This is a genomic window from Treponema pallidum subsp. pallidum str. Nichols (assembly GCF_000410535.2).
In the GTDB taxonomy this organism is placed as follows: domain Bacteria; phylum Spirochaetota; class Spirochaetia; order Treponematales; family Treponemataceae; genus Treponema; species Treponema pallidum.
In genome coordinates, this window is record NC_021490.2 from 630,242 (window position 1) to 650,401 (window position 20,160).

General features: G+C 52.3%; 16 protein-coding genes and 4 tRNA genes. 11 read left to right on the top strand and 9 right to left on the bottom strand.

The genetic code is table 11. The features are described from left to right. Window positions 1–8: 8 nt before the first annotated feature. The 8 genes from ftsY (at window position 9) to leuS (ending at window position 10,968) form a co-directional block, all read left to right on the top strand. Entirely contained in the window at window positions 9–890 is an 882-nt protein-coding gene (ftsY, locus tag TPANIC_RS02850; RefSeq protein ID WP_014505541.1) for a signal recognition particle-docking protein FtsY, read from the top strand. Next, on the top strand, window positions 887–1,663 hold the full coding sequence (locus tag TPANIC_RS02855; RefSeq protein ID WP_010882025.1) for a hypothetical protein: 777 nt from the start codon (window positions 887–889) through the stop codon (window positions 1,661–1,663). The genes ftsY and TPANIC_RS02855 overlap by 4 nt, the downstream gene beginning before the upstream one ends. Beyond that, the gene (locus TPANIC_RS02860) at window positions 1,656–2,945 is read left to right on the top strand and encodes an ABC transporter permease (protein WP_010882026.1); all 1,290 of its coding nucleotides are present in this window, start codon (window positions 1,656–1,658) and stop codon (window positions 2,943–2,945) included. Before TPANIC_RS02855 ends, TPANIC_RS02860 begins: the two co-directional genes overlap by 8 nt. Next, window positions 2,938–3,618: an ABC transporter ATP-binding protein gene (locus tag TPANIC_RS02865; protein WP_010882027.1), complete on the top strand. Its 681-nt coding sequence runs from the start codon at window positions 2,938–2,940 to the stop codon at window positions 3,616–3,618. Before TPANIC_RS02860 ends, TPANIC_RS02865 begins: the two co-directional genes overlap by 8 nt. Beyond that, a complete protein-coding gene (locus TPANIC_RS02870; RefSeq protein WP_010882028.1) occupies window positions 3,615–5,102 on the top strand; it encodes an ABC transporter permease in 1,488 nt (495 codons plus the stop codon). The genes TPANIC_RS02865 and TPANIC_RS02870 overlap by 4 nt, the downstream gene beginning before the upstream one ends. A gap of 95 nt (window positions 5,103–5,197) precedes the next feature. Beyond that, window positions 5,198–6,607, top strand: a complete 1,410-nt coding sequence (locus TPANIC_RS02875) for a hypothetical protein (RefSeq protein WP_010882030.1) — start codon at window positions 5,198–5,200, stop codon at window positions 6,605–6,607. Beyond that, complete coding sequence (locus tag TPANIC_RS02880) at window positions 6,600–8,243, top strand: peptide ABC transporter substrate-binding protein (protein ID WP_010882031.1); 1,644 nt, start codon at window positions 6,600–6,602, stop codon at window positions 8,241–8,243. Before TPANIC_RS02875 ends, TPANIC_RS02880 begins: the two co-directional genes overlap by 8 nt. Before the next feature lie 88 nt (window positions 8,244–8,331). Beyond that, window positions 8,332–10,968 (top strand): leucine--tRNA ligase, encoded by a 2,637-nt coding sequence (gene leuS, locus TPANIC_RS02885; protein WP_010882032.1) that lies wholly within the window; start codon window positions 8,332–8,334, stop codon window positions 10,966–10,968. Here the strand turns inward: leuS and holA are convergent. The 3 genes from holA to hprK all read right to left on the bottom strand — a co-directional run bounded on the left by holA (window position 10,948) and on the right by hprK (window position 13,358). Then, window positions 10,948–11,970 (bottom strand): DNA polymerase III subunit delta, encoded by a 1,023-nt coding sequence (gene holA / locus TPANIC_RS02890; protein WP_014342499.1) that lies wholly within the window; start codon window positions 11,968–11,970, stop codon window positions 10,948–10,950. The genes leuS and holA overlap by 21 nt on opposite strands. A gap of 87 nt (window positions 11,971–12,057) precedes the next feature. Next, a complete protein-coding gene (locus TPANIC_RS02895; RefSeq protein ID WP_010882035.1) occupies window positions 12,058–12,324 on the bottom strand; it encodes an HPr family phosphocarrier protein in 267 nt (88 codons plus the stop codon). Window positions 12,325–12,368: 44 nt separating this feature from the next. Next, window positions 12,369–13,358, bottom strand: a complete 990-nt coding sequence (gene hprK / locus TPANIC_RS02900) for an HPr(Ser) kinase/phosphatase (RefSeq protein WP_013945224.1) — start codon at window positions 13,356–13,358, stop codon at window positions 12,369–12,371. A 148-nt stretch (window positions 13,359–13,506) separates the two neighbouring features. Between hprK and TPANIC_RS02905 the strand changes: the two genes are divergently transcribed. Further along, window positions 13,507–13,579, top strand: a tRNA-Arg gene (locus TPANIC_RS02905). A gap of 10 nt (window positions 13,580–13,589) precedes the next feature. Here TPANIC_RS02905 and TPANIC_RS02910 read toward each other — a convergent pair. The 3 genes from TPANIC_RS02910 to TPANIC_RS02920 all read right to left on the bottom strand — a co-directional run bounded on the left by TPANIC_RS02910 (window position 13,590) and on the right by TPANIC_RS02920 (window position 13,931). Next, window positions 13,590–13,664: transfer RNA gene (locus tag TPANIC_RS02910), tRNA-Pro, on the bottom strand. 51 nt (window positions 13,665–13,715) lie between these two features. Beyond that, a tRNA-Asp gene (locus TPANIC_RS02915) sits at window positions 13,716–13,789 on the bottom strand. A gap of 69 nt (window positions 13,790–13,858) precedes the next feature. After that, window positions 13,859–13,931, bottom strand: a tRNA-Met gene (locus TPANIC_RS02920). Between the two features lie 159 nt (window positions 13,932–14,090). On the opposite strand from TPANIC_RS02920, the gene TPANIC_RS02925 reads away from it, so the two are divergent. Both TPANIC_RS02925 and TPANIC_RS02930 read left to right on the top strand, forming a co-directional pair. Then, window positions 14,091–15,593 (top strand): M15 family metallopeptidase, encoded by a 1,503-nt coding sequence (locus TPANIC_RS02925; protein ID WP_010882038.1) that lies wholly within the window; start codon window positions 14,091–14,093, stop codon window positions 15,591–15,593. Beyond that, complete coding sequence (locus TPANIC_RS02930) at window positions 15,530–17,563, top strand: hypothetical protein (protein WP_010882039.1); 2,034 nt, start codon at window positions 15,530–15,532, stop codon at window positions 17,561–17,563. The genes TPANIC_RS02925 and TPANIC_RS02930 overlap by 64 nt, the downstream gene beginning before the upstream one ends. Before the next feature lie 34 nt (window positions 17,564–17,597). On the opposite strand, the gene TPANIC_RS02935 is transcribed toward TPANIC_RS02930, so the two are convergent. From TPANIC_RS02935 to pcnB, 3 genes are read right to left on the bottom strand one after another with little or no spacing between them, the layout of a single operon-like run. Continuing rightward, complete coding sequence (locus TPANIC_RS02935; protein ID WP_014342808.1) at window positions 17,598–18,257, bottom strand: DUF2147 domain-containing protein; 660 nt, start codon at window positions 18,255–18,257, stop codon at window positions 17,598–17,600. 27 nt (window positions 18,258–18,284) lie between these two features. Next, a complete protein-coding gene (locus TPANIC_RS02940) occupies window positions 18,285–18,920 on the bottom strand; it encodes an adenylate kinase family protein (RefSeq protein WP_010882041.1) in 636 nt (211 codons plus the stop codon). Window positions 18,921–18,943: 23 nt separating this feature from the next. Then, entirely contained in the window at window positions 18,944–20,056 is a 1,113-nt protein-coding gene (gene pcnB / locus TPANIC_RS02945) for a polynucleotide adenylyltransferase PcnB (protein ID WP_010882042.1), read from the bottom strand. Between the last annotated feature and the right edge of the window lie 104 nt (window positions 20,057–20,160).

Genomic DNA, 20,160 nt, shown 5'->3' on the forward strand with positions numbered 1-20,160 from the left:
GCGTGAAGGTGGGTTTAGGAAACCTAGCACAGAAAATACGACGCCTGCTCGGTGGACAGGCGCCTCTGGACGAAACGTTTTTTAGCGCGCTTGAAGAGCTGCTCATCGAAGGCGACCTGAGTCTTTCGACGGCAGAGAGCTTTTGCACACAGCTTCGAAACGCCGCGCGCACACGTTCTGTACATACGGAAGACGCACTGCGCACGCTCTTTGCGGAAATTATGGAATCGTGCGTACGCGTTACCCATCTTGCACCAAATCCGAACCAGTGCTCACTGTATCTCCTACTTGGGGTTAACGGGAGCGGGAAGACCACTTCTGCTGCAAAGCTTGCAGCGTACTATCAGACCCAGAAGGTGCATCCGATACTGTTTGCCGCCGCAGATACGTTCCGCGCAGCAGCGGCAGAACAACTCGCACACCACGGTGCACAGCTAGGCGTGCGCGTCATTGCGCACCCGGGGGGAAAAGATCCTGCTGCAGTGGTATTTGACGCAGGAGAAGCCTTGCGCGCGCAAAAGCGCGGTCTTTTACTCGTTGACACCGCAGGGCGACTGCACAATAAGACGCACCTCATAGCGGAGCTGCAAAAGATCGACCGTATTGCGCAGACAAAGGTGAGCGCAGATGCATACCGCAAGATATTGGTATTAGATGCCACCACCGGTCAAAATGCATTTCGTCAAGCGCAAACGTTTCACGAAGCTATTGGCGTGGATGCACTGCTCCTTGCAAAATGCGACACACGCGCACGAGGGGGAGCAGTTTTTTCCATCATGCAAGAGTTAGGTATTCCATTAGCCTTTTTAGGGTGGGGGGAGCGCTATACAGACTTGGTTGAAGCGAACGCGCGCGAGTTTGTTTCCTCGTTCCTGCACGGAGAACGATGATTCGACCCCGGTATGGCTGGATGTACAGCAGCGGGATTGCAGTGCACCTGTGTGCGGCCGTGTGCGCGCACAGTGCTGTTCCTGCCGCGTGGACCTTTGCAGAACAGACACAGGCGCAAAAAACAGACACTCCGCTTGATTCCTCCAGCTACGCAGTGACCTCCCCTGAGGAAGCACCCAATGAAGCAGATCCGTTTGAGAAGGAACTGGAACACGCGTTCGAAAGAGCGCACGTCAGCACAGGCGGTGCAGATTCCTCATCACACGCCGATTTTGTACACATGGAAGAGGCAGGACGTGCCCACGCGTCCGCCAATCGCTGGTATCACGAAACGTTTGACTCGCGTCAGCGTCCATCCTCTGCAGTTCTGTACGAAGGGGCACAGCTACTGCATACCGTTCACTGGCACTATGTCGGGGACCGGCTGTTTCCCTGTGAAAAAATAATTACCACACCACACACACGTATCCGCGCGCGCTATAATTTTTCCGGAAAGATCGTCGCGTACGAAATGCACACGCGCGGGGTACTGGTATACGCACGCACCTATCGGTATGACGCGCACGCGCGTATATGTGAAAAGGAAGAAACAACTGCTCGAGGGAATGAACGCATTACGTATGAATATCGTGGAAAGGTAGACGTGTTAGAAAAACGTTATCGCAACGGCGTATTACAGGCAATAATTCACCAAAAGGAAGGTGCGCAGGACGTGCAGGTATTTGAGCGTGGGAAGGAAATTTACTCTACAAAGGAAGTACACGATGAGTAACACCCACGTGCAAACGCTGCGGTGGATGTGTTTTATGGTGCGCAGATTAAATTCAGTGCGCGCGCGGAGTGCGAACGCGATTACCAGTCTTTTTTTTATATTAGGCATTGCCTTTGGGGCACTTACCTTAATTGTCATCCTTTCGGTTATGAACGGCTTCCAGCAGGGTTTTATTGGCACCATTTTACAGGTGAGTTCTGCACACGTTCGTGTATATGGCAGTGTTGACGCAGTAAAACGTGCAGAGACGTTAGGCGGCTATCAATCCTTTTATCCATTTATAGAAGCGCATGCCTTATTGCAAGGCAACTATTATCGGCAACACGGTGCGCTTGTGCGTGCAGTTCCTGCAGATATCTTCCATCGGGATAGGTTGCTGGCGCGTGCACTCCCGATAACATCCGGAAGTTTTAATTTGAGTAAAAAGCACTCCATTGTGCTCGGATATGAACTGGCGCGCCACCTTTCGGTACGTACCGGAGATCAGGTTGACACGCTTGCCCTGTCAGGAAGTGATACACAAAAGATAATGCCAGGCTGGAATAAACTTACGGTAACGGGCATTTTCAAATCGGGATACCACGAAGTAGATTCCACGTTTGCGTACATTCCTCTGGACATGGGCACCACTTTATTTGGTACGACGCCTGATATTACCGCGGCAGTCAAACTAAATAACCATGAGCGAGACGATCGCTACCTTTTCTTTCTTGCACAACACATTCCTGATCTCAAGGCAGAATCCTGGCGGGAGTACAACCGTGCTTTTTTTAGTGCGCTCCGCATAGAGAAGAACGTCATGATACTTCTTGTCATTTTGATTTTTATGGTGGTAACCGTAAACATTTATCACAGCATGCGCCGCTCTATTCGCACTCGAAAGGAAGAAATTGCTATGCTCGTTTCACTTGGCGCCCCTGTCAGTCACGTGCAGATTCTGTTCATCGGCAATGGCATTATGATTGGCTTTTTGGGCTCTCTCTTGGGGGTACTCCTGGGATTGCTCATTACTATCCACGTTAACGAAATAATTGCGTGCATTGAGACTGCTGTAAATTCTGCGTTTTTCCTGTTCTCCCTCTTCTCGGGAACGAAAACCCCTTCTTTCAGTGTGTTTGGTACGCAATATTTTTACAACGTGGAGCGTATTCCCGTGCAGATTTTCTTTCAGGAGGTACTGTTTGTATTTCTGTTTGGCACAGGTTCTGCGTCTGTTGCAACGTACCTTGCCACGCGTAAAATACTCCTGCTCAAGCCGGCTGAGGTGCTACGCGATGAATGACCCAATTCTTTCTGTCGAACAAGTAAGTAAAAGCTTCTGCTGCGCAACAGAACGTATACAGATTTTGTCTGACGTATCATTTAGCGTGCCGCGTGCAGTGAAGGTTGCAATCACCGGAGAATCCGGCTGCGGTAAAAGTACCTTACTGAATATTATTGGAGGAATGGAACACGCTGATTCGGGGATCGTCAGAGTGCTTTCATGCGACGTACTCACTTTGCATGAGCACGCACTGACAGAATACCGCAGACAGTTTTTAGGATTAGTTTTTCAATTTCATCATCTACTGAGGGATTTTACTGCGCTTGAAAATGTCATGTTGCCTGGACTTATCGCAGGAAAAAGTTACCGTGAGGTGCGTGCACGCGCATACGAATTGCTAGAAAAAGTACGCGTAGTGCAGCGCGCCCATCATTTTCCTGCACAAATGTCAGGAGGAGAAAGACAGCGGACAGCAGTTGCGCGTGCACTGATCAATGATCCCACCCTAATTCTTGCGGACGAACCGACTGGCAATTTGGATCCCAAGAACGCTTTGATAGTGCAGGATCTGCTGTTCTCTCTGACAGAGGAATATCAAAAGACGTTACTCATTGTAACGCACGACCCACGTATTGCATCGATGACCGACTACCGTTACCAGCTACAGCAGGGAAGTTTGATACGCATATGAAACAAAGGTGCGCCGCGGTGAATCTGATTCGAGTTATTTTCATGTGTGCATTACGTTGCGCAGGAGTGTGCGCAGGATATGGGCACACCCCATCTCTACACGGTGATGCGCACCACGTACTGCCTACGCCAGTACCTTTTCTATCAGGTACTCCGGTAGCAGGAAAACGACGTTCCTTTTTGCGCAAAAGTTTTTTCTGTGCCGCGCTCGGCATCGGGATTAGCATCATCCCACTCATTGTTGTCCTTGTGGTGTCTGATGGAATGATTGAAGGGATCACCACACGGATGATTGAACTCGGATCGGGTCACCTCCAGTTTATCGATATACTGCCGCTTGCTCCCAATGAAACGGCAACGCAACGATATGAAGACGCGCAGCGCATATTTAATGCATTTATGGCGCAGGACTTTGGCCCATACTGTCACTCACGATGGATGCACCTTCAGGGAGATGGTATTGTAATCGGAAAAACAGGGCGTGCAGGGGGGAATATCCGCGCAGTTCCCCCTGATTTTTTTTCTAGTGAGCGTGGACTTCGTCCATTTTTAACCGTCGAAGGTTCACTTGAACTGGTAGATAGGCCGCAGGGAGTACACACGTTAATATTGGGAAAACGCATCGCTGAGCGCATTGGGGTGCGCTGTGGGGACACGTGCCAGATACTCACCCTCGTGCAAGGAGGGACAGGTCGTGCGGTCCCCAAAATGGTGCGCGCGGTGGTAGGAGGTATTGTTTCTTGCGGATATCAGGAGCTTGATGCGTTGTGGGTATTTATCCCCCTCACGCTGGGAATGAAAATTCTCTCCCCCGCATCTGCGCTACTTTCTTTTGTGGTAAAAACTGCCGACGCGTTTGACGCTAAGGCGATGACTCGTTTTATTGAGCAAGTACACGAACAATTACCGAGCCATTTTAGTGCGTACACGTGGCAAGACATGAATCGATCGCAATTTCATTCTTTCCGAACATCACGAAAGTTATTGTTATTCATTATGTATTTGATAGTGCTAGTAGCGTCAGTGCACATCTCTTCGGTACTGGTGGTGCTAATGACAGAACGGCGTAAAGAAATTGCGATGTTAAAAGCGATGGGCGCTCCTCCCCATGTTATTGCTTTGATCTTTTTGAGTGCAGGGTTGCTCACGGCGTTGTACGGTTTGCTTATTGGTTTGCCGCTTGGTATGTGGTGCGCGATTCACGTAAACGAAATGTTTCTTTTCGCAGAACAGATGCTAAATAGCTGGCGCACAGCGATACACGCCATAGGGCAACTCTTTTTGCGCACGAGTGCGCACGTGCCGGTGACACCCATTCATCTGTTAGATCCTGCTCACTACCTGGAACGCATTCCCATCGTGTTGTCGGTGCACGCGCTCTGTGGCGTTGCAGGAGGCACGCTATGCCTATCGTTGGCGGTATGCATCATTCCTGCGCTCCGTGCGGGCCGCGTGCGTCCCCTTGACCTCATGCGCAAGGTGTGATAGGATGCCCCCAGTTTTTTTGATTTCTTACATCCGGCTCGCAGACGGATGGGTACCATCTTTTAGAAGAGCACTCGGCCGGTGCGGTAGGGGCTATGGAAGAACGCAAGAACTATATGGATCGGCTTGCCGAAGCACTTACGCGGCGCAAGGTGCAGCTCGATCGGGACATCCTACCAAAGGCGCTGGAGCAGTACCGTGTCCAGGTCACAGCGGTAAAGGCAATTCGCAGTAATTTGCTGCAAAAAGGTTTCTTGCACGATGACGCGTACAAGTACGACAGCAAGATGACTGAGATTGAGTTGCCAGAAACTTCCCCCTACGGGGAAAATGAGAAGCCGATGGTCATTGGTTCTCGCCTTTCGCACTATCAGACTATGCTCGGTTTTTTGGACAACTACTACCGGTTCGATTCGGAGTTTCTAATCCCGAAACGTATTGCAAAGCTCGTTGCGCTCAACGGTACGTTCATGTGGAAAGATTTTACTGCTACCACCAAAGACGCGAACACACGTGGGCTATTTGACATAGTGCAATCTTTCTATGGCGCTGCTGATCCTATTTCGATAGGACTGGTGAGGGATTCGTTGCAGTACCTAGTAAAAGCCCATGAGGTAATCAGCACAGCACTTAAGTCCCTTTCGGTGTTTCATCGCGAGCGCTACAAATTGCTTATTCGCCAGCATGCTCTGGATGGCTTGGACGAGACAACGGTGGACGTCAACAACCCAGAGGTTGCGCTTGACGCGATGAAAAAGAACTTTTCAGAAAATGCAAAAGGCCATCCGTTCTACAGCGAGTTGGCAACCGTGGTTTTGAGAGAAGACTTCTCTGCCAACGCAGAAAAGCTGCGGGCTGCAATCCTCCGCGAGTTTGAAGAATCTTCTGCACCCAAAAGATGCCGCGGTGCTATGCGCAATCCACACGCCGTACTACTTTCTGGTTTCAGATCGCTTGGAGCTACTTCTAGCCACTTTCATACTGCTCTGGAAAAGATTCGCTTCAATGAGGAGCTCGTGACTCAGTCTGAGGCGGCCTTCTTTTCAAAGGTAGTGTTAGCCTTTCTCAAAGCTTTCAACATTCAGACGCGTTCAAAGGACGTTGAAATTGTCGTCGTCGACCCGGCAACACAGATACAGAAAAAGGAATGCGTAAACGTTGAGCTCTTTCAAAAAGAGCTGGCCCGGTGTGTCAAACTGTATCGGGGTTTTGTGTCTCCAGACACTCCGATTCATGAAAAGTTAATGGCGCTCAAGGACGAGCAGCTCTTCGAGCTCCTTTTTAAACACGTAGCAGAGGCGCATACGCTGGTTAAACAGCTTGCAGGTCTTGATGAGTACTACAAGACAGTGAGGTCTGATGTGCGCGCGAAAATTAAAGGGGTCAAGATTGAAGTTACAACTATCACCACTTCTGTAACCAAGGCAAATAAGTGCCGCGCAGAATATGCCTCGCAACTAGAGGAGCAAAAACATATGAAGCGTTTAGGGGTAGCCCGTGCGTAGAATGCGGCTCTCGCGCCGCGGCATTCTCACGGTAGTAGGTACCCTTCTTCTCCTACCTCTCTTTCCTTCCGAAAAAAAAAAGACTCACGCGCCGCTCCCTCGATCTGAAAGAAAAGAGTTTGTGGTGTCCTTTTCTCCGTATAGGCCTGTGCTACACCCGCACGTGGCATCGCGCGTGGACGAAGCACAGCTGCTCACAGCCCTATATGAGGGACTTGTCACCTATGATCCGTACGATCTCCACCCAATCCCGGCGCTCGCACAACACTGGTCGGTAAGCACCGATGGGTTGACGTGGACGTTCTATTTACGAGATCAGATTTTCTTTCAAAACGGCGACCCTATCACTGCAGAGACGTTCCAGCAATCCTGGCTCAATTTGTTAAATCCTGAATGGAATGTGCCGTATGCGTCTTTTTTGGATGCAGTTGAGGGGGCACGTGCGTACCGCAGCGGCACTACGGCTGACTCTCACACGGTTGGGATTCTCGTAGAGGGGTCAGACAAAAAGACACTCGTGGTCAAGCTCGCGTACCCAGCAGGACACTTCATTCAGATGCTCTGTCACCACGCATTTGCCGCAGTCCACCCCACCCAACTGGCAAGCGTCGGCACGCTGCACGCGCGTACGGCAAGCGCCTCAGCACACAAGCCGTTCCATCCTATCGCAAGCGGTCCTTTTGAATTACAACAAATGCAAGCAGATCGCGTGGTGTTGCGTGTTAACACCCGCTACTGGGACAGGGACGCGCTTGCCCTCCACGCCATCGTGGCGCTCATTGCACAAGACCCTGCAGCGCGCGATGCGGGGTTTAACGATGGGAGCATCCATTGGATTAGTGGAGCGCTGGAGCACAGTTCTTTGCAGGATGCAGCTACACTTCAGATCGTACCGCTTCTGGCAACAGAGTATCTGTGTTTTAAAACGGCACATGAGCCGACGTGCAACGCCACGCTGCGCAAGGCACTGCTTTTAGCTACTCCGGTGGAGGAGCTTACCGCGCGCTATTTATTTCCCGCACGAACGCTCGTAACTCCGTTTACCGGCTACCCGGTACCGCCTGTAGTACATGAATACAATCCTGCGCGCGCACGCGCGCTTTTAGCAGAAGCGAAGATAGGTGGGAAGACAGCCCGTACTCCTCTTAAAATTCTCGTTTCCGACACCGAGGCGTGCCGGGCACTCGCACTTGAACTTCAGAAGGCCTGGACAGCCCTCGCACTTGCAGTGGAAATCTGGGCAGTGCGGCCTGAAACGTACCGGGAATATGTGCAGGATGAAAAATACCACGTGAGAATCGTGTCTTGGGTTGCGGACTTTGCAGATCCGATGGCGTTTCTGGAGCTGTTTAGAAAGGGATCAAAGACACACTCAACCGGATGGACCCATGAGGAATTTGAGGCACTGCTGACACGCGCAGGAGCAGAACCGCACGTGCTTCGTCGTTGGGAACTTCTTGCGCAGGCAGAACGTATCCTCTTACAGGAAGCAGTTGTGCTTCCGCTTTCGCGTTTGCATGCACTGCACGCGGTACAGCGGCGCACGGTGCGCGGCTGGTATGCAAATGTGCTCGATGTGCATCCATTTAAGTTTATCTCGTTACAAGAAGAAATAAAGGTCAACCTAGACTCATAGAGGGGCTGCAACCCGTGCACACCCAGGTGTACCTTGCAACGTAGATGTACCGGCGTGTACAATGCCCTCTGCATACACAGAGGGGATTATGGGGTATCCGTTTCGCGCTCTAGAGAAAAAATGGCAGGCCTATTGGCGCGACAAGCGCGTCTTTTGTGTGTCCGAGGATGAGCGCTTCCCTCCTGAGCGGCGTGCGTACGTGTTGGACATGTTTCCCTATCCTTCAGCGCAGGGACTTCACGTCGGACATCCAGAAGGCTACACTGCAACTGATATTTACTGCCGCTACTTGCGCATGGGTGGTTACAACGTGCTCCACCCTATGGGTTTTGATGCCTTCGGACTTCCGGCAGAAAACTTTGCACTCAAAACTGGTACTCATCCGCGCGTCTCCACCTCCGCCAACTGCGACACCTTTCGCAGACAGATCCAGTCGTTTGGTTTTTCCTACGATTGGGAACGTGAAATATCTACCGCAGATCCAGAATACTATCGCTGGACTCAGTGGCTGTTCCTCAAACTTTATGAAAAAGGATTAGCCTATGAAGCAACCGCGCCCATCAATTGGTGTCCCAGCTGCAAAACAGGCCTTGCAAACGAAGAAGTAAGAGACGCGTGCTGCGAGCGCTGTGGTGCTGAGGTGACGCGGCGTGGTGTCCGCCAGTGGATGGTGCGTATTACAGCGTATGCCGAGCGTCTCCTTTCAGATTTAGATGAACTTGACTGGCCTGAGTCAGTTAAACAAATGCAGCGTAATTGGATTGGAAAAAGCTGCGGCGCGGAAATTGACTTTCCCGTAGATGCGCCTGCGTGTTCAGTGCACGATAAGCTACCACAGACAATTCGCGTGTACACCACGCGTGCGGACACGCTTTTTGGAGTAACGTACCTGGTACTTGCTCCCGAGCATGAAGCGGTAACGGCGCTCACTACACACGCACAACGCGCAGCGGTACAGGCGTACGTGCAACGTGCAGCAAAAAAGAACGATCTCGAACGCACTGATTTAGCGAAGGAAAAGACCGGTGTTTTCACCGGCGCGTACGTGCGCAATCCAATCAATGATATGCGCATACCGGTGTGGGTAGGTGATTATGTGCTCGTTTCCTACGGCACGGGGGCAGTGATGGCAGTTCCTGCACATGATCAGCGCGACTGGGATTTTGCCACTCGGTTTGGCTTACCCAAGTTAACCGTGGTGTCTGCAGACTACACTGCAACAGTTCCTAATAGCAACTCCCCTCAAGGCGCGGTACTCCAAAGATGCGTCTCAGACGAGGGTTTTGTCGTCAACTCTGGAGCTTTCAATGGTCTTGCTAGTGCCGACGCGCGAGAACGTATTGTTGCCCATCTTGAAATGCGTGGCGCAGGTGCACGGCGCGTCACCTATCGCCTACGCGACTGGGTGTTCAGCCGTCAGCGCTATTGGGGAGAACCCATCCCTCTTGTGCACTGTCCTTCCTGCGGTGTTGTACCTCTCCCTGAGAGTGCGCTGCCGCTTTTGTTACCCGAAACCGCCGATTTCACTCCCACGGAAGATGGGCAGGGCCCCCTTGCACGAGCGCGCACGTGGCTGCGCGTTCCCTGTCCGCAGTGTGCATCTGACGCAGTGCGAGAAACAAACACAATGCCCCAGTGGGCAGGATCCTGCTGGTATTACCTCCGTTATATGGACCCCCGCAATAAGACTGCCTTTTGTGCACCCGAGAAGGAGCGTTACTGGGCGCCAGTGGCGTTATATGTAGGTGGTGCAGAGCACGCCGTACTGCATTTACTGTATGCACGCTTTTGGCACAAGGTATTGTACGACTTAGGTCTTGTAAGCACGAAAGAGCCCTTTGCGCGGTTGGTGAACCAAGGCATGATTACGTCGTATGCATATCGCAGGAAAAATGGCGCGCTTGTACCTCACGACGAGGTGCACACTAATGCTCAAGGTACCTACGTGCATGCTCGTACGGGGGAAAAACTCGAGTGCGTTGTGGCAAAAATGTCAAAAGCGTTAAAGAATGTCGTCAATCCTGATGACATGATTGCAGCGTACGGTGCTGACGCGTGCCGGGTATACGAGATGTTCATGGGACCTCTTGAGGCTTCCAAACCGTGGAATACGCAGGGGTTAGTGGGGGTTTTTCGGTTTTTAGAAAAAATTTGGGTACTTGCGGGGCGCGTGGCGGCCGCAAACGGTATTCCACAAGACTCTCGTGCAGAGCCGCCAGGTGACCTGCACGCACAGAAAAAGTCTTGCAGCATGTACGCCCTCGAAACGCTGTTACACCGGACTATTCAAAAAGTGACCGACGATACGTCGGCGCTTAGTTTTAACACGGCAATCAGTCAGATGATGATATTTGTAAATGAGGCTACGCGGGTGGCGCGGAGGATGCCTCTTCCCTCTAAAATGTGGGAGATGTTTGTAAAAATCCTCTCTCCCTATGCACCACATTTGGCAGAAGAACTCTGGGAAATGTGTGGGCACACGCACACTATCGCATATGAGCCTTGGCCACAGGTGGACCCTGCGCGTGTGGCGCCGCATGTGTGCTCCGTAGTGGTGCAGGTGAACGGTAAAGTGCGCGACACCTTCTCCGTAGCGCCGAACGCTCCAAATGAGGAACTCGAGCAAAAGGCGCGGGAAACCGCCGGTGCGCGTAAGTTTCTTGGTACGCAGCAGCCAAAGCGCGTAGTGATAGTTCCCAATAAATTAGTAAATTTCGTTCTGTAGTCCGCACTGCTCCTGCAGCGTTGTGCAGTACCTGTGTGGTGCCCTACCCGCGTGCACTACAATCGCGTAAAGGCACAGCTGCATCAGCGGCCCTTGGAGAGGCGTCCCACCTGAGCGGATCATTGCGTCTGTCTGGAACAATCTATCCAAAATAGCATGCGTATCGCTCAGGGTCCAAAGAGACGCAGCGCGCTGGTATTGCGCAATCATACGCCGAGAAGTGAACCCATAGCGCTTTAGCGTTGCAGGGTGCGTTTTGTCCTCCGGTATATGGTGCCAATGCGCAAGGCGACGGAACGCGTAAGCGAGTCCTGCAAGGATTTGTACAGGGGCAACGTCTTTCGAACAAAGCAGCGTGTTGAGAATCATAAGTGAATGCTCAAGATCTCGTTTGGACAGCGCATCGAATAAGGTAAACGATGTCTCTTCTTTTGTGTGCACCAGCAACGAACTAATGTCGTGCGCAGTGATGCGGCGTCCTTTTTCAAAAAAAAGAGAAAGCTGCGTACAAACAGTTTTGAGCGCACGAGTGTTGTTCTCCACCAACTCAAGAAGAGATTCGATAGCCTCCTGTTCAATGCGCATTTCATGCTGAAAAAAAAATCGCTGCACCCACGCGTGTTTTTTATTTTCAAACAACTCCCAAAAAACACGCTTATGCACGGGAGAAATATTCTGTTCTATACGCTTATGTATACTGACACTATCGGAAATCAGTACCAAAAACACGTCAGCGCGCGAGCCGCCATCCTTTATCCATTCTGTAAGCACGTGCACTTCGTCACACTTCTTAATAACCTCTGCGTTGTACAGTACCACGCAGACTGCATCTGCAAACAGCGCACGAGTTCTCAGGAGATCTACAAGATCTGCCACAGGCGTTTCGTGTGCATAGAGCCGATGTACGTCCACCGTCCCTTGCGCTTGTGCACGCGCGCACACCTCCTGAACTGCACTATCTCGCTCCCCTATTTCAGGTCCGGTAAAAAGCCAGACGGACATCCCTTCTGCCCCTTCCCTATCTCAGTGTACAGTACCCCTATCACGCAAAGAGCACAAACACAGGCGTTCTAACACGTAAGAGCGTATTTACTCTTCCTCGAATTTATTCTGAAATAGCCGCTCAATGGCGGACAATGCAGCAACTTCGTCTGGACCTTCTACAACCAACTCGAGCTCACTTCCACACCCTGCAGCCATAGCCATAACACCCATAATAGACTTTGCATTCACTCTGATCGTATCCCGCACAAGCATTATCTTCGAATCAAAGCGACTTGCCGCTTGCACAATAAGCGCCGCAGGACGCGCATGTACGCCCGCACGATTAAGCACGCGCACCGTTTTTACGACCATTATGCTTTCCTTCCACCGCCATACACCGCACGTTTTTTAGCCCCCTAGTACGTATCATCTGGCCGATAATACGGTGCATGTGCTGCATTCTGCTCCATCAATTTGAGTACGCTCTGATTGAATTCCTTTGCAGAAAAATAGCCCATACGCTTTAAACGCTCGTTCATAGCAGCTGTCTCCAGGATGATGGGGATGTTCCTTCCGGGCCTTACCGGTATTTCTATAAGGGGAACACTGACGTCCAAAATAGTAGTGTTCAGCTCCTGCGTACCGAGACGATCATAGGCCTTTGAAGAATTCCACTCTTCAAGTTGAACCACCATTTGTATTTCTTTCCGCTCCCTGATAGAACCGACCCCGTACAGCTGTGTAATATTGATGATTCCTAAACCGCGAATTTCCATATGGTGACCGATACTTTTGTGCACCCCCCGCCCAATGAGGCTATTTCCATTGACGCAAGAAATTTCTACTAAGTCATCTGCAACAAGTCGATGACCGCGCTCAATTAACTCCAGAGCAGTCTCACTTTTTCCTACTCCTGAATCTCCTGAAATAAGAATCCCGACGCCATACACCTCCACCAATACTCCATGAAGCGCTATCGTCGGTGCGAAGATATTGGAGAGAACACGCATGAGACGTAAAGAAAGCTCGCTCGACGTAAGACGAGTGACCAAGATAGGGCAAGAAGAAGGCTCAGCAAGATGCAAAAACTTCTCCGGCGGGGTAATTCCATGGGAAAAGATACAACAAGGCAAGTCAAAGGTGAACATCTTTTCGATAGCACCGTATCGTCCCTGCTCTAAAAGGGCGAGCAGATACGCATGTTCTCCGCGGCCAAAAAGCTGGATCCGCCGGTAGGCGAACAAGTCAAAAAAGCCTGACAGGACAAGACCTGGTCGGTTCAGATCCGAGATAGTGATGGGATTTGCCAGTCCATGGTGACCTGCGATACAACGCAGATCAAGCGAATCGCGCTCTTTCAGATCGAGCTTGAGCACATCGAGAACGGTAAAAAGAGGAGCACCCACGGCCGCTACTGTAGCACAAAAGCCAGGACCCGTAAACGAGCCCACCGCAGTGAGAGCCTCTCTTCAAGAGAGCCACAAGTCCGTACAGGAACTCTTGACTTTTACATACAACTGGTGTCTGCTGACGGCGCCCGGGTGTGGGGCACACGATCCATTAGCTCAGCGGAGAGAGCGGCCGCCTCCTAAGCGGCAGGTCGGACGTTCAAGTCGTCCATGGATCAGGAACGGCGATGGTCGGGCGAGGGGGATTTGAACCCCCGACCTCTCAGTCCCGAACCGAGCGCGCTACCACTGCGCTACCACCCGTGCACGCAAAGAAACCACACAGAAAGGGACGCGCACCGCACAGTGCGCAGACGGGAGCGACGGGGCTCGAACCCGCGATCTCCGGCGTGACAGGCTGGCGCGATAACCAACTTCGCTACGCCCCCAGAACTTGCGCGCATCCTACATCACCCGCACAAAGTTATCAAGCGGCGATGATAGATCACCCAAGGAAATAGCGGCAATAGGGATTGAACCTATGACAGCGCGGATATGAGCCGCGTGCTCTACCAACTGAGCTATGCCGCCAAAAAACCCCCGACCGCACACCACCGCCATCCTATCCCTTTTTTTTACACTCTGACAAGTCCTGCCTTCCCCCTGCCTCCCCGTGCTTGACGCAAGAAACAATAAAATTGCTGCCTATGATTTCTTTAGCCGCGCGTATAATGCGCCGAGACACCGGGCGTGGTCTTTCGTCGCACAGTGGCACTCGCGCTTCTTCTGCGTACGCTCCCCTGCGCCGCGCACTTCGGAAACCGTGACCGCACGTTCTACGACCTTAACAACGCGCCCCTTGCTCTGCGCGCCATCCAGGACGCATATCCTCATCTCAACGCGGTCATTGCCTATGACCCGCGGGAACAGGACTGGCTCATCCGTTCAGACGGGCGCACCCTCTACTGGGCAGAGGGGCGTCTTTTACCTCGAGAACACCGTGATCAAGCCCACGACTGGCGCCCCATCATCGATTATGTCTACGCGCGAGAAGTCCTAGACCCCGCGCACCTTTTTCCAGAAGAAATACACGCGCTTAGGCCTAAGACGCTTGCAATTAAACGCAGCGCTACAAAACCCTATCACGACGCTTTTTTCACGTGGCTCTACGGTCCTGCCACACGTTCGGAAATCAACGCTCGTCTCGCGCGCGACTATACGTTCTTAGGAAAGCCCGTATACGTACACAAAGCACTCATCACACGCTTAAACGCAGTACAGGAAAAAATCCTCACTGCCGCGAAGACGCATGCTCACGTACAAAAGTTTATCGAGGATCTTTTACGCGTCGACGGCTTTAACTGGCGTGAGATTTCTGATTCTAGACAAAAGAGTAACCACAGCTGGGGGATCGCGTTGGATCTTATGCCCAAGAATTGGCAACGCCACACCATGTACTGGAATTGGGAAGCTGCGCATAACGAAGATTGGATGCACATCCCCATAAAAAAGCGCTGGGCTCCACCTGCAGAAATCATCAGTCTTTTCGAAAGCGAAGGGTTTATCTGGGGCGGACACTGGATGCTGTGGGACACTATGCACTTCGAATACCGGCCGGAATTACTCGCTGTACGTAAAATCCTTGCCGAGGGGAACCGCTATGACTTTCAAGAACAAAATATAGTGGTGCATGCAGATGATTTTCCTGCGCAATACTTTTCTCCCAAAGAAGTATTCGGCACAGATGAGAAGGAGCACATTACCTATGCAGAATCCTGCGTTCGTGCAACGCACGCAAGTGTTAAAGAACTCGTTCGTGCACGCACGCTGGTAGCGCGGTTTTCTCCTATGCGTCGGCTGCACGTGTATGCACCTCCTGAAAGCATTCACAACAGCATAGATACAGCCCTATTACGCATGACCGCACAACTGAAGAAAAATTACACAAATGCGAAAATACGGAACAATTCTCGTTTGCTTTCAAAAAAGCATGCTCAGACACGCGCGTCTCGCAGAAGCGCAGATGTGTACACGGTATCGTGCCGTCATGCTCAGGCAATCGCACTGCAGTATCCACACGCCCTGTCTTGGCAAAGTAAAGAACGAAGCGATGCGCTGTGGATTGCGCTTTTTTCCGTACGGCAAGAAGCGGCACGACGCTCCGTGTGCACACCCTCGTCTAAGGAACAATGCATGACGCACGCACTTTCTTCATGCGTGGATCTTGCACGTACGCACATCCTGTTGCCATAGGGCGCTTCTTCCCCCTCTCTTCCCCTACTCACACACCACAGGGTACACTTATGAAAAGTCATGGCACCATGTGCTCAAGGAATGCGCTTCTTTTGCCGAGAAGGGGCGCAGGGCTGCATGTTCTTACCCCACGTATACGCGAGGCGCGACCGGTGAACACAGGCGTTAAGGTTATTCTCAGTCTATTCGCGACGCTCGTCCTTATGGTGGGGGTGTTTTTCTGCGCACCACGCGCTTCTTTTGCCGAGTTTGAAAGACACTTTTACCAACCGACTGTTCTCAGTGCGCTCTCTACCAACTTGCGTGAGGTCAGTAAGGCAAGTGAGGCTTGGCACAGTCGATATCGACCCCTGTTTTCTCAGTTCTGTGCGCTTGATGCAGTCAGAAGTAGTTTCGATCCTGCGCAAAAGGCTGAAGACATTACACAACGTGCCCGGGAGGCCAGTGCGCTCTTGTCTTCTGTCGCTGGTCTCAAAGGGGTGCGTATTGTTGAGGCGCAGAAACCAAATATCCATTTTTCCACCTTTGAGTCCGACGTTCTCCTTGCTGACAGTGGTTCTGTAACCTACAGAAAGTACAACGCTGAGGAGCACGACGTCCCTCTTCAGTTTCTAGGGGAGCATTCCCCTGAACCGAAGGTTATTATCGACGAGTACCATGATGCGCTGCTGTACTCTTTCCCCTCCCTGGGGAACTACGGGGAATATCGTGGACGCATTCTTTTCTACTTGTCCTTGCGTGCCTTGGGCACCCACCTTATTGCGGAAAACAAACTGAAGATCACAGACAGCATTGTTCCGCTTTCCGCTGATGACTACACCTTCGGTGGCATCGTTATTGGTATCCCCCATGAGGGGGTACGTTCCCTCAAACCCTCTGTGCTCGCAGAGTGGAAGCGCAAGCAGTTCAGGGTACAGACAGTCAGGAGTGAGCAGCACGAAGACTGGGCACTGCTCAGTAATGCATCAGGCGCCTTTGTCATTGCACAGGCAGTGCCCGTCTTGCTGTTTGGCTTTACCCCTCTGACGAAGGGCCTTGTCGCTATGGTTGCTGTTGTGACTACTTTTTTGCTCGTATTCCAGTTGCTCAGCCTTCGCCAGGACCCCCTCACAAAACTGAGGGACAGGCTGATACACTTCCACGCGCAGCTCCTACACAGTTGTCTCGAACAGAAGGAATCACTCGAGTGGGAGGAGGTGCGAACCCGACTTGAACACCGCAGGCGGGAAACAGATGCAGAAATGAAGAAGTCTCTTCCCAGGCGTCTCCGTATAAGGCGGGGACGCGAGCTCGATGCGCTCCTCAGTAAGGGTTGGGATGACGTCTTCTCCACCTTGGAGCATGGTTACGGTGGTGCGCGTGCTATGAACCGCGCGCAAATCGAACAGCTTGTCAGGGAAGTGCTCGCGCAGAGCCTTGCAAGTGGGGAGGCTGTGCTACCTGTGGCGATGCGTGCGGACACAGCCGATGAAGAGCTCGACGAGGTGCTAGAGGAACTCCCTGACGAGGCAGCCTCTTTGCCTTCCGATTCCAGTCCGGAAGAGGACCTGGACCCCTTGGAGGAAGTCGAGAGTATCGAGGGGACTGCTGAAGAAAGCACACGCGAGTACGCGGCTGCGGGAGACGCGCTCCTCTCGAAAACACCCCAGCTTTCAACGCACAGCGAGTACGTGCCGGCGACACTCGCAGAACTCCTGGGCCGCAACGCAGAGCCCGGCGACGTCGTGCGGGACTCAGCAGTCCTCGAATATATCGAAGGCGTCTTCGACTATCGTCCCTGCTGTTTTTATGAGAGCCACGCTGTCCACGACTGCCTAGAAGTAGTCACGGGAGAAGACGGCCCCTCTCTCAGCCCTATGGAAAGCATCGTCAGCACCGAGGACGGTCTTTTCACCATTCGGGTGAGTAAGGAGGAAGGAAACCACCTCAACCGCGATTTCAAGGCCCTGGTGGATTCCGTACTGTACTGAAGAACATATCTTTCCGCCGGTGGAGCCGGTCCTCTTACTCGGAAGCAGGCACGAACGTGTGCGCCACCACGTTGGTTTTTATGAGCTCATCGACTTCCGTCTGGGAAGACCTGAGCCAGTACTGGCTTCTGCCAATCCCCCAGCTGATTTCCCCGCGCATCTGCAGCGTATCAACCTTGTAGCTCCTCCCATCCGCAGGGATGAAATTAATTTTGCAGTAATAGTACTTACCGCTTGCAGGATCTATTACGTATCCACCACCCCAGGAGCCTGGAGAAGTACGCTCGAGGTTATAGATGAAGGGCGTACCAACCAAGGGCATATTGGCGACGTTTCCCTTCTTGGAGAAATCAGGATACGTTCTTGTACACGAAACCACCGCCGCATTCGGAGCCCTCCCCATGCACACGAGGATCTTGCCAAAGAGCTTACCATCCTGAACATACAACCGCCACACCCCAGTGGGTTTCCCTGTATTGTCATCAACGCTCTTCCAGATACCTTCCACCGGATCGGCCATTTCCTTCTGCACAGACGGCACCTGCGCTGCCTTGTCCGAGCTTGCTGTGAAACACGGCACACACAGACACAGTACGACACCATATACGATAACCTTTCTCATAGCCCGCCCCCACAAAATATAATGCGCACAACCAACAAGGGGAAATACGACCTGCAAAAAAGCAGGTACCATACGACGCACCCCCCACATACATCGAGCTCACCGTGATTGTGCAAAACGCTCTTGAAACTCCAACACTACATCCGATATCGGCGGAGCACCATTAAGAGAAACTAATTTCCCCCGCTCACTGTAAAAGTGGACAATGGGCTCCGCCTGCGCTCGATAGGCGGTAAGCCTCTGAAGAATTGCCGACATCTTGTCATCCTCCCGCACGACCAGTACTCCTCTACACCGATCGCACACACCCTCTCTCTTAGGCTGCGCAAAGAGCACATGATAACTGCTCCCACAGGCCGAACACACCCTGCGGCCAGTAAGACGCGCAACAAGGACATCGTCCGGTACTACAATACTCACCGCGTAGTCTATCGGCACAATGTCCTCTAAGCACCTAGCCTGCGTGACAGTGCGAGGAAACCCATCTAGAATAAAACCGCTAACCACATCTTCGTGACTGACACGCTCCCGCACTAGCTCCGTAACGGTCTGGTCATCTACCAAGCCGCCCACTTCAACTACTTTTTGAACTTTTTTACCTAATGCCGTCTGTTTCTGAATTGCTGCCCGAAGAATACCCCCTGTGGAGATGTGCACAACGCCACAACGCCCAGAAATTTCACCTGCAAGCGTACCCTTACCGGCACCAGGAGGACCAAGAAAAACAAACCTCATGAAACAAACTCCACCTTATCTTCCTACGGGGAAGAAAAAACACACCTCACCCCGTTCTCTCGCGCACACAACCGACCCGAAGGCGTACACGCCGCGCGCGCCGCGAAACCCCGACCGCCCAAACAAGAGCGCACCGCGTACTCCAATTCTACACGGGGAGGATTCATTGGCAACACAAAACTGCGACATGCTCGATACACCCTTATGTACACCTCATCCGGTGCGTCTGCATGACCAAACACCAGGCCGACAAAATCGCGCAGCACGTACGTAAGCGCTTGCCCCACACGCTTCACCCTCCCAGACACAAAAGCCTGATCTAGCACCCTCAAGCTTGCAAAAAAAGCGCTCTCAAAGCACGGCACATCCCGCATAAAGTAGTGCACAGACGGCTGCAAGTACAGAAGGAGCTGGTACCCACATAGGGCGCGCACAAGCGCGGCGCTCCGACCGGAAAAGAGGATTTTTACAAATTCGTCGGTCAACCGGGAGGGAGAGCACCCCCCAAGAAGGGAAACACTGCGGCGAATACTGCGGCGGACAGAAAAAGGGATGGAAGACTCGCACATCACCGAGCACTTCAATGCCCGGAGCATGCGCACTGGGTCCTCTACAAAGATGGACCGCAGAGGTATGAGCGGCCGCACGCGACGCCTCTTCAGATCAACCATTCCACCGACACAATCGATCACCACATTTCTCAGAGGATCATAGTACAAGGCATTGACACTAAAGTCCCTCCGCCATGCATCTTCCTCCAACGTGCCAGGAACACACACCGAACCTTCCCCCACACGAGAGCGAAAGGTGGAAACCTCGTACAGCTGCGAGCCACACGACACATGAACAATGCGGAAGCGCCTGCCGATAATGCGCGAGTTCCTGAACAACCTACGAATCCTAGAGGGAACTGCGCCTGTAACAATGTCAAAATCTTTTGGTGTCCTTCCCGCAACCAGGTCCCTTACCGCCCCACCGACGATATAGGTTTCATACCCCGCACCCACCAGCGCTTCTACAACCCTTATCGCCCCAGCGTCAACGCTCTGCCGAGGTATACCGTGCTCCGACTCAGTGTACACCAGCGCACGCCCCAACCGCCTTCCCTTTGCATCGTAACTGTAGCGAACCAACATCTACCCCGCCCATCCTCCCCCGAGAAGGAGCTCCCTGTCAAGACCAACTAGGAAGCATTCATACCACCGTGCCGAATTACAAAATACACCGCACCTTGTGTACC

What these genes read in the sequence shown, in the direction of transcription:
- TPANIC_RS02870 (WP_010882028.1), top strand. Translation starts at nt 3,615, where the DNA reads ATGAAACAAAGGTGCGCCGCGGTGAATCTGATTCGAGTTATTTTCATG.
- TPANIC_RS02895 (WP_010882035.1), bottom strand. Translation starts at nt 12,324, where the DNA reads ATGGTCGTAAAAACGGTGCGCGTGCTTAATCGTGCGGGCGTACATGCG.
- TPANIC_RS02855 (WP_010882025.1), top strand. Translation starts at nt 887, where the DNA reads ATGATTCGACCCCGGTATGGCTGGATGTACAGCAGCGGGATTGCAGTG.
- leuS (WP_010882032.1), top strand. Translation starts at nt 8,332, where the DNA reads ATGGGGTATCCGTTTCGCGCTCTAGAGAAAAAATGGCAGGCCTATTGG.
- TPANIC_RS02875 (WP_010882030.1), top strand. Translation starts at nt 5,198, where the DNA reads ATGGAAGAACGCAAGAACTATATGGATCGGCTTGCCGAAGCACTTACG.
- TPANIC_RS02930 (WP_010882039.1), top strand. Translation starts at nt 15,530, where the DNA reads ATGCATGACGCACGCACTTTCTTCATGCGTGGATCTTGCACGTACGCA.
- pcnB (WP_010882042.1), bottom strand. Translation starts at nt 20,056, where the DNA reads ATGTTGGTTCGCTACAGTTACGATGCAAAGGGAAGGCGGTTGGGGCGT.
- holA (WP_014342499.1), bottom strand. Translation starts at nt 11,970, where the DNA reads ATGTCCGTCTGGCTTTTTACCGGACCTGAAATAGGGGAGCGAGATAGT.
- TPANIC_RS02935 (WP_014342808.1), bottom strand. Translation starts at nt 18,257, where the DNA reads ATGGTACCTGCTTTTTTGCAGGTCGTATTTCCCCTTGTTGGTTGTGCG.
- TPANIC_RS02940 (WP_010882041.1), bottom strand. Translation starts at nt 18,920, where the DNA reads ATGAGGTTTGTTTTTCTTGGTCCTCCTGGTGCCGGTAAGGGTACGCTT.
- TPANIC_RS02860 (WP_010882026.1), top strand. Translation starts at nt 1,656, where the DNA reads ATGAGTAACACCCACGTGCAAACGCTGCGGTGGATGTGTTTTATGGTG.
- TPANIC_RS02865 (WP_010882027.1), top strand. Translation starts at nt 2,938, where the DNA reads ATGAATGACCCAATTCTTTCTGTCGAACAAGTAAGTAAAAGCTTCTGC.